The organism is Paenibacillus sp. FSL H7-0714 (assembly GCF_038003765.1).
In the GTDB taxonomy this organism is placed as follows: domain Bacteria; phylum Bacillota; class Bacilli; order Paenibacillales; family Paenibacillaceae; genus Paenibacillus_AQ.
Genome location: NZ_JBBOPT010000001.1, coordinates 2,992,136 through 3,006,067 on the forward strand (window position 1 = coordinate 2,992,136; position 13,932 = coordinate 3,006,067).

Genomic DNA, 13,932 nt, shown 5'->3' on the forward strand with positions numbered 1-13,932 from the left:
ATAAAATAAAGCAAATGATGGAAAAAGTTACCGGATCGGTTAGGGAGGTGTTTATGTTGAACGGTGCGAGATCCGTAAAGCTATTAGGACTTATAGTTGGCGTGGTGTTACTGAATATTATCGTTTTGTCACCAGGGTTATTAGGGGTCGAAATTGGGGGAGTAAGCGTTCTAGAGACTTCCTTTGGCGTGACATTAGTAGTGATTAGTCTTCTTGTTGTCCTTTTTGGAAGTTATAATTTACTGTTTAAAGCTTCGGTGGTTCCACCTGTAAAAGAGATAAAGACGCATGAGGATTATATAGCAGCGCTCACGCAATACAAAAATGTAAAGGTGCTGAAGAAGGACATTACGCTGGCTTTGGATCAGGTCACTCGAATGGAAAAGAAGAAAAACACATTAATGGTTGTCCTTGGTCAGAGATTTGAGCAGTCGGAGCTAAGCTTCAAGAAGTTTGGTGCGGTCAGTTATGAAGTAGAGAAGCTTTTCTATCTGAATATCCGAGGGATACTTAATAAGTTAAGTGTTTTTGACGCTTCGGAATTCTCCCTTTTTGCCAGTCAGCAGAGACCTGCGCAGTTCTCGGATAAATTGGTGCAGAAAAAAACAGCGCTATACAATGAATACTTGGCTTATGTAACAGGTTATCTCGGTGCAAACGAAGAGATTTTGCTGAAGTTAGATCAATTACTTCTCGAAATATCGCTTTTAGACAGTACGAATTTTAAAGATGTTGAAGATATGCCTTGTATGAAGGAGATCGATGAATTGATCAAACAGACGAAATTCTATAAGCAATGAAAGGAAGATGCGAATGGCTAGGAAAGGGAGAACATTTTTAGTCCTCGGGATTATAACAGTGGTAGTTTTTGCTCTTGTGTATTTTGGGATCACCTTAACATCTAATTTAGGTAAAACCACTACTGAGGTTTCGTCAGAAGATGCAGGAAAGCGGCTGGAAAAACTTTATAAAAAAATTAACGTAAATATCGCGGAGCAAGTTAAAGGACAAATCGACCTTGATCCTGTAGCGATTGGTGATTCCTTGCCGGATATTTCTAAATTTCCTATATCAGTAACCAATACAACGGATAGCTTTGTCGAAATCTTTTCATCCACAGAGAAATCAGGAACGGGTAATGATGGATGGCTTAATGAAGTGGCGACAGACTTTAATAGTTCCAATATAGAAGTGAACGGATTACCTGTTTCAGTAAAAATTCGCAATATTGCTTCAGGAACAGCGACGGATTACATAAGGTCTGGTAAATATATACCAGATGCGTTTACACCATCCAATGAGTTATGGGGTGAGATGGTAAAAGCGAACGGAATGAATACGCAGCTTATAACCAATCGTCTTATTGGTAATGTAGCCGGTATTGTCACGAATAAAACGAAATATGATGAGTTAGTAGAAAAGTATGGTTCTTTAAACGTTAAGACGATTACTGATGCTATAGCGAATAATGAATTATCTATGGGTTACACAGATCCTTTTGCCAGCTCAACAGGTTTGAACTTTCTTGTGACTGCACTTGGGACGTTTGACAGCTCTGATTTGCTTGGAGCGCAAGCGGTTCAGGGCTTTGAGAAATTCCAAGCGAATGTACCTTTTATCGCATCGACTACTTTACAAATGCGTGATGCGGCTAAAACTGGGAAGCTGGATGCTTTTGTATTAGAGTACCAAATATACGCAAATGCCCCCGAACTAAAGGGTAGTTATGTATTTACTCCTTTTGGTGTAAGGCATGACAGCCCTCTTTACGCATTAGGTGATCTTCCACAAGAGAAGCTGGACATTATTAAGAAATTCGCGGAGTTTGTTGAACAGGATAAGTATCAGCGTTTGGGTGAGGAAAAAGGTTTTAATGGACTGAATGACTATCATTCGGAGGTGAATCCAGTGGATGGCAGTCTTTTATCCTCGGCTCAAAAGCTGTGGAAGGAGAAGAAAAACGGCAATAAACCCATTGCGGCAGTATTTGTAGCTGATGTCTCAGGTAGCATGAACGGTGAGCCTTTAAATCGTTTAAAGCAATCATTATTAACAGGACAGAAATACTTAGGCAAAGATAATAGTATTGGTTTTGTTTCCTACTCCGATAACGTTACGATAAATCTTCCAATTGGCAAATATGACACGAATCAGCAGTCGATGTTTGTTGGGGCAATAGATAGTCTTCAGGCGAATGGGGGGACAGCGACTTTTGATGGAATTGTGGTGGCACTCAAAATGCTTCAAGACGAAATGAAGATAAACCCGGAAATCAAACCTTTAATCTTTGTATTAAGTGATGGAGAGACGAATGAAGGACATTCACTGAATGATATCAGGGGCTTAATTGAAACCTACAAAATTCCGATTTACACCATTGGCTACAACGCAAATATTAAAGCACTGGAGAGCATTTCAAGTATTAATGAAGCGGCTAACATCAACGCGGATACAGATGACGTAGTCTATAAAATCGGAAACCTGCTCAATGTCCAAATGTAAGTTACAACTTTTAGGAGGGGTTCTATGTCTTTTACGATGGAAGTGGTAAGTCCGGAAAAATTGAAATCAGCGATTGAAGAACAGGTTAAACCTGAGCCACAGGAAGTAACGCAACTGAAGGAAATGGCGATAACCAATGTCTCGACGATTTTGGAGCTGGATTTAGAATCTTTGGATAAGCGAAAAGAAGTGCTGCAATCCATAGACAGCTTCGGGATGAGCACCATGAGATCGTCTTCAGACAAGAACTCTCTTTTGCAAGTTTCTGTAGGGAATTTATCAAAAACGGGGGATGAAGGCGGGCAAGTAGCTAAAGGATTAACGGAACTAAACCTCCAGTTGAAAGATTTAGACCCAAGCGCAGTGGATTTTGCCAAAAGTGGTCTTCTAGGGAAGTTCTTTAACCCATTGCGGAGTTATTTTGCGAAGTATCAAAAAGCAGATGCTGTAATCTCAGATATTATCATTTCTTTAGATAAAGGCAAAACCGTATTGAAAAATGATAACACTACATTAGAGTTTGAGCAGCAATCGCTTAGAGAGCTCACTAAAAAACTGCAGAAAGAAATTCAGCTAGGAATGCTGATGGATCAGGAGATTGAGGCTCAGCTAGATGCAGCCAAGCTACGTAATGAGTCTGAAGAAAGAGTAAAGTTCATAACGGAGGAGGTGTTGTTTCCTCTGCGGCAGCGTGTGATGGATCTGCAACAGATGCTGGTAGTAAATCAGCAGGGAATTATGGCGATTGAAGTGGTTATACGAAATAATAAAGAGCTAATTAGAGGGGTGGACAGAGCTAGAAATGTTACGGTTTCTGCCCTGAAAATCTCCGTTACGGTGGCCAGTGCACTCTATAATCAACGAATTGTTTTGAAAAAGATTGAACTCCTAAATCAAACAACCAACACGCTAATAAGCGGCACCTCAAAAATGTTGAAAGATCAGGGGGCGGCGATCCATAAGCAATCCCTAGAATCTAGCATTTCAGTCGATACATTAAAACAGGCATTTACAGATGTGCTATCCGCTTTAGATTCGATAAGTACGTATAAGCAGGAAGCTCTTCCTAAAATGCGTGAAACCATTAACCAGTTTAGAGAGCTGGCAGATAGCGGAGAACAGCAGATCGTGCGGCTCGAGAAGGGGAATAAGCTGGGCTTATAGCTATTTCCAGTCTAAACCCATCCTAGCCTTTAGTCTGGTAAGACTCCGGTCCTAAGACTGTTTTGAGCCTTCTCTTTCTCACGTATAATGAGATTAATTGATAACGTGAGAGGAAGGACATAAGAAATGAACGATAAGTTGTATACAATGCCGATCGGAGCGGTAGATTCCATGCAGATTCCCGTAGAATCGAAATCACAATCTAAACCAGGCAAACGTCGATCAAGTCCCAAGACCTATCGGAGTATGTTGTATTTTATAATCTCTTTGCCGATTACGATTATATATTTCGTGTTTATGGTGACAGGATTAGCATTATCGATTGCTTTAACACCAATTTTCATCGGTATACCCTTATTTTTCGCAGTAGCTAAAGGGTTAGATTACATTGTGAAATTTGAGCAAGACCTAGTGAGATCACTGCTGGATATCCCTAGACCGAGTGAAGAGCGTAGAACAGATATGAAGCAAGAGGGAGCAGGCTTCCTGCAACGAATGAAGTTAGGTTTTGATGGTGCAAAGTTTGCACGTAACATCATGCTGATTATGGGACGATTCGTATCCAGTATTATCTTCTTTTCACTAACGATAACTGTGGTAGCAGCTGCGTTAGGTCTGATTACACTACCCGTACTTCATCAGATTTTCCTGCAAACGATGGATTTGAACATTTTGGAGAATAGTGTGTTTGCTTTATTTAATATCGACTGGACATTATCTCAGCAATACATTTCTTATGTTGTAGCGGGACTCGTCGTTGCCGTGATCGCAACTTGGGTGATTAAGTCGTTGATGGATGTACAGCGTAGAATGTTGTTTGTATCCTACGAGGAAGAACGTCAGTATTAAATGGAAAGAAGCGTAGCTCTTAAAGAGCTACGCTTCTTATACTTTTATCGCTATCTTAATGAATTAGTCCATAGCTCAATAAGTTGTTAAGCTTCTAAACAGTAGGCTTGTAGCTGCTTGCGCTTATCAGCAGTCATGCCGAATTCCTGTTCGAGGAAAATCTCTACACTTTTATAACGCGCGTCAATGGCAGAGAAAATGGCTTCCATGAATTCTCTGCGTAATATAAGCGCAGCCATAACAGTATCGACTTCCTTCGGTGACAGATGCTGTGAGGCTTGCTTTTTTATTTGCTCATTCAAAGGACCAAGTGTCTGATTGGAGAGCAAATAGTCTTCTATAATCGTCTCTCTTGGAACCCCAAGTGCTAGGAAGATGAATGCTGATCCTACGCCAGTGCGGTCTCTTCCGCCGGCACAATGATGCAGGATACTGAATTCATCTGGAAGCATAATGGTTGCCATAAGTCGCTTAAAGGAAGGGTTATTAAAGGCCATATCCAAATACATATTAACCAAGAAGTCTGTCGTAAAATGTTCAAGGAATCCAGAACGAACCACATCTCTCATGTCTCCAGGCACCTCTTGCTTTAGCGCAGGTACACAAATGTTATTAACTCCTGGAATGACTGGATCTGGTTTTAAACGAATTTCTTCTATTCCCCGATAATCAAATATGGTCTTAATTCCAAGTGATTTAAAGAGCTTTATATCTTGATCGGTCATTCCTGTTAATTCGGCTGATCGAAAAAACAAACCGTATTTGACTCTACGGCCATCTGCGGTGGTGTATCCGCCCATATCTCGGAAATTGAGGACCCCTTTAAAGGGGAGAACACGACGCTTAGAATCTGTTGTTTCTAGTTTCTGGTTCATTTTCGTACCACCTTTGGTTGGTTATTGAATAGGCTATTCTAGAATGTAGAAAGGGTGTCGCTTAACCATAAAAGTTTGCCCTTAATACTATATATAGTACCATGATAAATGCCGACAACCCGAAAGGATAGTGTGACATTTTCCAAACTAATACCTCTGTTAATTGTCGCGTTATTGCGCTGTATACGGAAAAATTCTAGTAGGAGTGTGTAAAATGAATTTAAAAGAAAAGTTGATAGTAATAAAAGATAATGGCTACCAAGCACCTCCCGATACATACCAGTTGATACAAGAAATGATACATAACATCGGTTCTGTGGATGCCGAGCTGCGTGATGACCTGATTTATACAATCTTATCACATTGGATTCCTGGTAATTCTCTAACTGCAAATGAACTAGAACAACTTCTTACAGTTATTTTGGATCATAACCATTTGCATTTTAAGCTTGGTGAAACTAATACAGACGCTGTCTTTACTCGATCTTTCTCAATGCTAGTCATACCACTCGTTTTAGAGAGACATAGAGAATCACCATTTCTCTCAAGAGAGCAAATTCATCAGATAAAAGAGAAAGTATTTTACAATGTACAAGAAGAGCGAGATTACCGCGGGTATGATGAAGAAAAAGGCTGGGCTCATGCCATAGCCCATGCAGCAGATGCTTTAGACGATTTAGCTCAATGTTCCGAACTGGATAACAATGACCTCATAACGATTCTCCATTTGGTTTATGAAAAGATGATCATAACAGATCGAATTTACTCCGATGGGGAAGATGAGAGAATGGTAAGACCCATAATTAGTGTTTTAAATAGAAAAATACTTAGTCAGACTTATGTAGAGCAATGGATTCAAAGTTTTGGTGATGTGGAGAAAAATTCAGAGTTTCTTCCTGCCTTCAGGCAAAAAAATAATATAAAGAACTTTCTGAAAAGTTTATACTTTCGAGTTAAATTTTATAAAGTAGATGCCGATCTCTGCCCAACTATCGAGCATACATTATATAAAGTGGAAAAAGTATACTATTCCTAATTTGAAGTTCACTTTTGAAATTTGAACCATAGGTCAGGAGGGGTTCTATGCATTCAAGTGGAATATTTAAATGGAGATTTTGGGGAATTGTTGCATTAATATTGTTAGCGCTTTCGGGATGCAGCAAGAAAGGAAATGTAAATGAAATTGTTGCTTCATCAACCCCTAATCCAACGATAAGCAATACACCTCAGGCATCGGATAGCCCAAACATTGGGGTTGTGGCAAAAGGTACTGTGCACATAGATAAACTAGGTGAGCGGAGAATATTTGTTTATTTGCCTGCAGGGTATGAAACCGACGATGAACGTTATTCAGTAGTGTACATGCATGACGGGCAGAATGTTTTCAATACAAATACCAGCTCCTTCGGCAAAGAATGGTTAGTAGAGGAGAATATTGACCAGCTAGTTGCGGATAAGAAAATGGAGAAGGTTATTGTAGTGGCTGTCGCATCAAGTAACGGCTCAGAACGAGGAAAGGAGTATGTTCCATTTCCGGAAGAGTCCATTCCTACGGATGGTTCGACTGCAGAGGAATTTATTCATTATTTTATTAATACGGTTATTCCCTATGCTGATAGTACATACCGGACCATTCCTGATCGAGATCATCGTATGATCATGGGATCATCATATGGTGCAATACAAGCGTTATGGATGGGATATAAGCATCCTGAGGTATTTTCATCAATTGGGGTTTTATCTCCTACCACGATAGTAGGAAATGGTCTTCTATTTAGAACTTTGGTAAGCGTGACCGGAAAACCTGTAATGAAAATCTGGATCGACATGGGTGTTGCCGAAGGTATGCCTATCGATCCACTTCTGGATATATTGCAATCGAAGGGATTTGTACTTGGGAAAGACTTATTTTTTCAGATGGATCCTCTAGGTACACATGATGAGAAATCCTGGAACAGACGCGTACATAGTCCGTTACTCATGTTCGCAGGGAAAGAGGCAGGACAACCGACAAAGCTTGAAATAAGTGACTATCTGAACTTATTCAGTCCAGATGCTGCCAATATTCGTCTGAATTCAGTAATAACGATGGATAATGGTATGGATTATACAGTTTTTGAAGGTGTTGAATATCAAGTGCTTAATGCTGAAGTGGGGCAGGTAGATAAGACCGGTAGGGTGAGCTTCATAAAGCCGGAATCATTGAATGTAAATGTTATCTTTGAAGGTGTCACTGTAGAGCATCAAGTAAACTATGAGTATTATGTAAAATTGTTGAAATACTATCTGAAATCTATGGTAACAGAGGAGCAAGGGGATGGGATCCTAATCCACCTGAAGTCTTCCGCTGAAAAATTGAAAACAACAACGAAGTATTTCACACAACTGCTAGAATCCGCAGAAAATATGGGTATCTATAAAATTAAGGAAGTTCAGGAGGATTCAATACTTATAGTCTTTAATAAGAAGTAAGTTGATTAAAAAAAGCCCACAAATATATGGGCTTTTTTATTTTTCATCGCAAAATATAACCCCCATCAGGAAATAGGGTGCTTCCCGTAGTATAGTTATTAGTCATCAAATAAATGGTTGTATGTGCTGCTTCATCGGCATGTCCTACTCTGCCAAGGATATTCATATTCGTATATTCATCGTAAGACTTGTCTCTAGTTTCTTGTTCTGCTCCTACCCAATTAAAGTTGGTATGAATGGTGCCTGGGGAGATGACATTTACTCGAATCGGAGCTAACTCAACAGCCAATGCTTTTCCTAGACTCTCAATCGCGCCGTTACAAGCTGCATAGGAGGCACCGTCTGCAAGAGGTCGTTGGCCGAATGCGCCAGACATCAGAACAATAGAGCCAGTTGGACTTATATATGGGATCGCGCATTTCACAGCATTATATTGAGGCCAGAACTTTGCATTAAAGCAGCTATGAGCAATCTCTAAGCTTGAAGTAATCGGTCCTCTAACATAAGAGGCGCCGGGAGTGAACAAATGATCGAAGTTGCCGATTTTTTCAAAAAAAGACTTTAAGTCTTCTTCATTTTGATTATCAAGCGAATGAGTTTCGGTAGATTCGGACCCTAGAATTTGTTGAGCTTTTTCTAATTTATCTTGTGAACGCCCAGCGATTATGACATATGCGCCTTGTTCAACCGCTTGTTTGGCAGTCGCGAGCCCTATTCCGGAGCTTCCTCCGATAATGACGATTCGCTGGTTTTTTAATGAAATACTGGACATTTTTATCTACTCCGTTCATAGTTAAATGGACTTTTAAGTTCTGTTTTTTATTATTAGGTATAAAAGAAATTCTGCACAGTACGCACTTTTTTCGTACTAGGTACGATTGTTCATACTAGCTGTGAAATAGAATAACTTTCGAAAGAGATGATCACATGGATTTACTGGAGCCGAGATTGGCCGGAGTGCTTACAACGCTTGATAAGATCGGTGGAAAGTGGAAGCCGCTCATTTTATTTATTTTATTGATAGATGGTACCAAACGATTTGGCGAACTTCGACGGATTATTCCAGATGTCTCTCAAGGGACATTAACTAAGCAACTACGGGAGCTTGAAGAGGATCAACTTATCGATCGTGTGATTTTTCATGAGCTTCCATTGAGGGTGGAATATAGTATTTCAGAACATGGCAAATCACTAATTACTGTTTTGGATAGCATGTGTGGCTGGGGAAGGATGCATCAGGAGTATTTAAATAATACAAATAAGTAAGGGGCGGACATTATTATAAATACTATTTTGCAGGACCCAACGGGTCAGGCCTATAAGATGCTGATACAGGTAGCTATGGAAGTGTGTGATGAATTTATTTTGGTCAAACGGGATCAGATGGAGTTAGAGCCAGAAGGATATGAACTATTGGAACGGTTACAGCCTTTTCTCAAAGAGATCGTCAAAGATGATTATTGGCCGGGGACTCGGCTTATGGGGCATTATGCAGATGTTTATTATTTTAGATGTTCACCGGATGCGGTCGATATCCTACTATCCTATTCTACGAGCTTGTACTCATGGATGCAGACTAGAGTGCCCGATGATCTTTGTTTTTTAAGACAGGGGCGACCGTGGTTAATCAATACAGCTCATGAGCGAGAAAGCCATATTGTAACTGATGTAGAAGAGGAGCTTAACAGACTAGAAGAGAGCGGACTATTGTTTCGTGACTTATCTGTGTTTTATCCTTAATAAAGATAACAATGAGGCGATGTTTGCAAAGACATAGTCTCTTTTTTTGTACTGGAAATTTTTGTAGACAAAATGGTCTACAAGTTGTAAACTCTAATTCAAATGGAAGGTCTAGGAATTGTAGACCAACGGGAGGCGCAAGGTTGAAGGATCTCAGACTGACCGAAATGGAAGGGAGATTTGCGGAATTAATATGGGATCATGAACCGATTCCGTCAGGGAATCTGGTGAAGTTATGTGAATCCGAGCTCAACTGGAAGAAATCTACGACGTATACGATGTTAAAACGACTTGAAGCTAAAGAGATTTTTATCAATGATAATGGTGTGGTAGGTTCTCTTATCAAAAAGGATGACTTTTATGCGGAGCAGAGCAAGGCGTTTGTGAAGGAAACCTTCGGCGGTTCGTTACCCAAATTTTTGGCTGCTTTTACAAAGAGCCGGAAATTAAGTGACAGCGAAATTGATGATGTTCTAAGACTAATCCATGAGCATAAGGAGGAGTAACGGTGGATCAGCTGTTTGAACAACTTTTAAACATGAGCATTACGGGAAGTTATGTGATTGTGTTTATCATCGTGGCACGGCTGTTCTTAAGAAAAGTTCCCAAAATATTCTCCTATGCCTTATGGTCTGTGGTTTTGATCCGACTCCTGTGTCCGTTCTCGATTGAGAGTATATTTAGTGTTATCCCATCTGAAGTACAGAACTCACCTCTAAATAAGCTATACACACAAACGCCTCAAATCCAAAATGTAATCAACACATCCGAGCAAGCTGTAAATAATATATCACCCGTACCTATCCCCTCTACACCTGCTGCACCAAGTGGTATAATCCCTTCAAATCCTTCAGACGCGTGGATTAACATAGGCCAATATATATGGTTGATCGGGATTGGGCTGCTGCTCATCTACAGCATTGTTGCCACTGTTCGACTTTCACGAGACTTAAGAGCCGCAACCCCTCTTTTCGAAAATGTATATGAACATAACGGCATCTCCACACCTTTTGTATTCGGCTTCCTTAAGCCTAGAATATACCTTCCAAACGGTCTTTCCGATCATGAAAAAGCTTATATCATCAAACACGAGCAAGTGCACATACACAGATGCGACCACATCATAAAACTTCTCGCGTTCGTTGTTCTGTGTATACATTGGTTTAATCCAGTGGTTTGGCTTGCTTTTTATTTGATGAGTGATGATATGGAGCAGTCCTGTGACGAAAGCGTCATAAGACAGATGGGCAGTGGAATCAAAAAGGAATACTCGACCTCACTCTTGTCCTTATCTACTGGAAGACGATTTATGGGTGGTTCACCGCTTGCCTTTGGCGAGAGCAATACAAAAGGACGAATCAAAAATATTCTGAATTACAAAAAACCAGCCTTTTGGGTTGTTTTAGTCGCAATCTTAGTCGTGGCTGCGCTGTGTGTCGGACTCATAAGTAATCCGAAAAATGATCCATTAACCGTAAAGGATTATGCCGAGCAATTTATGGAGCAGAACATCACGAGCTATGAGAATAGTACAAATGTTAAGATGGTTGACAGTAAAATTACTAAGCTTGAAAAAATAGCGTCATTCGACGATCTGTTTGCAACACCCTTGGAAATTTGGAGTTTAGAATATCGCTTGAAACCGGATGATCCAGCTAAGCTGAAGATGACGGAAAATGTGGTTGATGGATTTATCACCGAAGAAGGAAGCATGGGAAAACCGATACTTATTTTTTCCATTATGAATTCAACACCACAATATTTGGGCGTAATCAGGAGTGGAGAGAATGACATATCCACACCAGCCGGTCAGGAAATGGCAGTGCGTGTGTTTCTAGAAGCAAACCATCACCTTCCGCATGAAACTTATAGTGGGAAGCATATTCTAGTGAAATTCCCCTTAACGACAGGCGAAACAAGCCAACTGTTGTTATCCCAACCTGTTATTCAAGGAGATTCAGGAATTTGGAGCGTAGAACGCTGGAAGGATTCGAATGGAAATGAATATTACAATACCTCAAACCGATGTTACGATAGCTGAATATTATGCCCGTCTGCAGACATTAGCTGATCAGGGTGAGGAGCCAGCACTACTTGATCCTTTGCAGGTCGCCATGAATTATATAAGCAATGATATTGGAATGGGTCAGCATGTTAAGCTGGATCAGCTTGTGGTGGACAATGAGGCTACAGCTGATGATTTTGCGATCACGCCCGAGAGTATATTAATGGGCTATGTTTTTAATCTTAGCCTGGAGAATCATTCCTTTGATTTTGATAACATTGAATGGCTAACAATGGAGGATTCCGCTCGCTTTAAAGGGTTGAATATTAATCCAGATGAGGATATGCCCAATGGATTTTATATCCTCAACAAATATACGTATACCGATCCATTAGAGGTTACAGAGGATACGAGATATTCTATAGTTGATGCTAATGCGGGTGCTCTAAAAGAAGTAAGCAAGCAGGAGTTTATTGAATATTTCAAGCGATATACTGATTTTGTGCCCCCGTGTGTGATTACTAAAAAAGACGGATATGTCACCAGCATTGCTGAGAAATATATGCCGTAATTTATACGTTGATGAAAAAGTTGAATTTATATTTAAGCGCAGAAGAACCCGCAATTGGTGCGGGTTCTTCTGCATGTTCTTCAGCATGTGTATCGGCGCTGGCTCGTTTAGGTTACCTTCGGCACATTGTATTCGGTTTTTCGCATACAGTTGTCCGTAAGCTCGACTAAAACATGTATTCTAAGGATTTAAGGTCCGCTCGGTCCGTCATCCTAAAGAGGCGTGTGCTTAATTAAAAACAGGGCTCCCCATGGCCAACAGTTGAATATAGGCCCATCCCTTGAGTTCATTTCACATTTCTCCGCAATCTAGAAGTTTTAAAAATTCTATTATAGCAAGCATAAACGCCTTCGGTGTTCTTAATAGGACGGTAGAGTCTAGGCCATTGGCAGACCCAATTGTTTACGAAACTTATTCCGAACTACGACAGAGAGTGCATCTAGCTCGACAAGCTCTGCCAGAGCGTACGCCTCTTGAAGACCAACCTGCATTAGATGCAGTACATGTGACACGGATGCACCGCCAGCTCCATTTCCTTTTTTAACAATTACGTCATCTGCGGAAATTTCTCCCTTTATAATGATCTGACAATTTACAAAATTTCATATATTTAAAGAAATCTATTGATAATTATTCTCATATGATTTAATATGATAACGATTCTCATTATCATTACTTTATTTTAAGGAATGATAAAAAAATATAGATGGGGAGATAGATAATGAATCAGAAAAAAGTTTTATTAGCAGGGGTATCAGCGGTTTTAGCTTTGAGTTTGGCGGCTTGCGGTAACAATGAAAAGGATAACGCAGCTTCAAAAAGTGCAAATAATTCCGCCGTAGCAGCAGAGGGAAATGCAAACAACAAAGGAAATACGGCTCAGGAGGCGGTAGCCACTGAACAAACCATTACATATCTAGGCAAGGATTATGTAGTACCTGCAGAGATTCACAATATCGTAGCTGCAAGTCTTGAATCTATGGAAGATGCTGCAATCCTAGGAGTGAAGCCTGTAGGCGTACTTGCTATAGCAAATGCCATTCCAGGTTATCTGTCAACGGAATTAGCTGGTGCATCTTTAGTGGGGGATAAATTTGCTCCAAGTAATGAGGCGATCTTGCAGCTAGATCCAGATGTTATTTTAGGGTCTTCCAAGTTTGGTGAAGATGTGTCGGGTGCGCTTAATAAAATTCAAACGATGATTCCTTATTCACATATCTCAACGAATTGGAAAGATAATCTGCTTTTACTAGGTCAATTATCCGGAAAGACCTCAGAAGCAGAAAAGATTATTAGCGATTATGAATCAAAAGCTGCTAGTGCAAAGGCTGACGTTGGAGAAAAGTTGAAAGATAAATCAATTCTAGTTATTCGTATTCGTGAGGGTAGTATGTGTGTGTATCCAGCGGGTGTTTACCTGAATCCGGTTATTTACGAAGATTTAGGTGCTACCATTCCCGAAGTAATAACAACTACTAAAGCTCAAGCTGAGCTTTCACTAGAAGCTTTAGCGGAAATTAATCCGGACTATATTTTCTTACAGTTTGAGACCAGCGAGAATACGGATAATGCAACGGCACTTGATGATTTACTTAAGAATCCGATCTTCAAAAGCGTAAATGCAGTCAAAAACAATCATGTCTTTGTAAATGCAATTGATCCGTTGGCGCAAGGTGGTACAGCTTGGTCTAAAGTAAGATTCCTGGAAGCTGCAATTGAAAATCTCTTGAAGTAAAACCGAAGGTGCGATGAAT

The 13,932-nt window shown here is 40.2% G+C and carries 15 protein-coding genes; 12 read left to right on the forward strand and 3 right to left on the reverse strand.

All coding sequences use genetic code 11. The features are described from left to right. The first annotated feature begins 14 nt into the window (after positions 1-14). The 4 genes from NST34_RS13245 (at position 15) to NST34_RS13260 (ending at position 4,515) form a co-directional block, all read left to right on the forward strand. On the forward strand, positions 15-800 hold the full coding sequence (locus NST34_RS13245) for a hypothetical protein (RefSeq protein WP_341127969.1): 786 nt from the start codon (positions 15-17) through the stop codon (positions 798-800). A 13-nt stretch (positions 801-813) separates the two neighbouring features. After that, a complete protein-coding gene (locus NST34_RS13250) occupies positions 814-2,502 on the forward strand; it encodes a vWA domain-containing protein (protein WP_339270803.1) in 1,689 nt (562 codons plus the stop codon). A gap of 24 nt (positions 2,503-2,526) precedes the next feature. Next, positions 2,527-3,666 carry a toxic anion resistance protein gene (locus NST34_RS13255; protein ID WP_076282825.1) on the forward strand — a complete coding sequence of 380 codons (1,140 nt, stop codon included), beginning with the start codon at positions 2,527-2,529 and terminating at the stop codon, positions 3,664-3,666. Positions 3,667-3,792: 126 nt separating this feature from the next. Beyond that, a complete protein-coding gene (locus tag NST34_RS13260; protein ID WP_341127970.1) occupies positions 3,793-4,515 on the forward strand; it encodes a sensor domain-containing protein in 723 nt (240 codons plus the stop codon). A gap of 86 nt (positions 4,516-4,601) precedes the next feature. Here NST34_RS13260 and NST34_RS13265 read toward each other — a convergent pair whose 3' ends face one another. After that, positions 4,602-5,390: a tyrosine-protein phosphatase gene (locus NST34_RS13265; RefSeq protein ID WP_076282822.1), complete on the reverse strand. Its 789-nt coding sequence runs from the start codon at positions 5,388-5,390 to the stop codon at positions 4,602-4,604. Positions 5,391-5,604: 214 nt separating this feature from the next. Here NST34_RS13265 and NST34_RS13270 point away from each other — a divergent pair, with 214 nt between their 5' ends. Both NST34_RS13270 and NST34_RS13275 read left to right on the forward strand, forming a co-directional pair. Then, positions 5,605-6,426: a DUF2785 domain-containing protein gene (locus NST34_RS13270; RefSeq protein WP_341127971.1), complete on the forward strand. Its 822-nt coding sequence runs from the start codon at positions 5,605-5,607 to the stop codon at positions 6,424-6,426. A 47-nt stretch (positions 6,427-6,473) separates the two neighbouring features. Next, positions 6,474-7,862, forward strand: coding sequence for an alpha/beta hydrolase (locus NST34_RS13275; RefSeq protein ID WP_341127972.1), 1,389 nt, complete (start codon positions 6,474-6,476; stop codon positions 7,860-7,862). A 43-nt stretch (positions 7,863-7,905) separates the two neighbouring features. Here NST34_RS13275 and NST34_RS13280 read toward each other — a convergent pair whose 3' ends face one another. Continuing rightward, positions 7,906-8,634 (reverse strand): SDR family oxidoreductase, encoded by a 729-nt coding sequence (locus NST34_RS13280; protein ID WP_341060599.1) that lies wholly within the window; start codon positions 8,632-8,634, stop codon positions 7,906-7,908. 155 nt (positions 8,635-8,789) lie between these two features. On the opposite strand from NST34_RS13280, the gene NST34_RS13285 reads away from it, so the two are divergent. The 5 genes from NST34_RS13285 to NST34_RS13305 all read left to right on the forward strand — a co-directional run bounded on the left by NST34_RS13285 (position 8,790) and on the right by NST34_RS13305 (position 12,178). Further along, positions 8,790-9,128: a winged helix-turn-helix transcriptional regulator gene (locus tag NST34_RS13285; RefSeq protein WP_042187604.1), complete on the forward strand. Its 339-nt coding sequence runs from the start codon at positions 8,790-8,792 to the stop codon at positions 9,126-9,128. 27 nt (positions 9,129-9,155) lie between these two features. Beyond that, positions 9,156-9,602, forward strand: coding sequence for a hypothetical protein (locus NST34_RS13290; RefSeq protein ID WP_341127973.1), 447 nt, complete (start codon positions 9,156-9,158; stop codon positions 9,600-9,602). 143 nt (positions 9,603-9,745) lie between these two features. After that, on the forward strand, positions 9,746-10,108 hold the full coding sequence (locus NST34_RS13295; RefSeq protein ID WP_076282816.1) for a BlaI/MecI/CopY family transcriptional regulator: 363 nt from the start codon (positions 9,746-9,748) through the stop codon (positions 10,106-10,108). Positions 10,109-10,110: 2 nt separating this feature from the next. Next, on the forward strand, positions 10,111-11,643 hold the full coding sequence (locus tag NST34_RS13300; protein ID WP_341127974.1) for a M56 family metallopeptidase: 1,533 nt from the start codon (positions 10,111-10,113) through the stop codon (positions 11,641-11,643). Next, positions 11,603-12,178: a hypothetical protein gene (locus NST34_RS13305; protein ID WP_341127975.1), complete on the forward strand. Its 576-nt coding sequence runs from the start codon at positions 11,603-11,605 to the stop codon at positions 12,176-12,178. Before NST34_RS13300 ends, NST34_RS13305 begins: the two co-directional genes overlap by 41 nt. Positions 12,179-12,555: 377 nt before the next feature. Here NST34_RS13305 and NST34_RS13310 read toward each other — a convergent pair whose 3' ends face one another. After that, positions 12,556-12,690, reverse strand: a complete 135-nt coding sequence (locus tag NST34_RS13310; protein ID WP_256721554.1) for a hypothetical protein — start codon at positions 12,688-12,690, stop codon at positions 12,556-12,558. A 209-nt stretch (positions 12,691-12,899) separates the two neighbouring features. Here NST34_RS13310 and NST34_RS13315 point away from each other — a divergent pair, with 209 nt between their 5' ends. Continuing rightward, on the forward strand, positions 12,900-13,913 hold the full coding sequence (locus NST34_RS13315; RefSeq protein ID WP_341127976.1) for an ABC transporter substrate-binding protein: 1,014 nt from the start codon (positions 12,900-12,902) through the stop codon (positions 13,911-13,913). Positions 13,914-13,932: the final 19 nt, after the last annotated feature.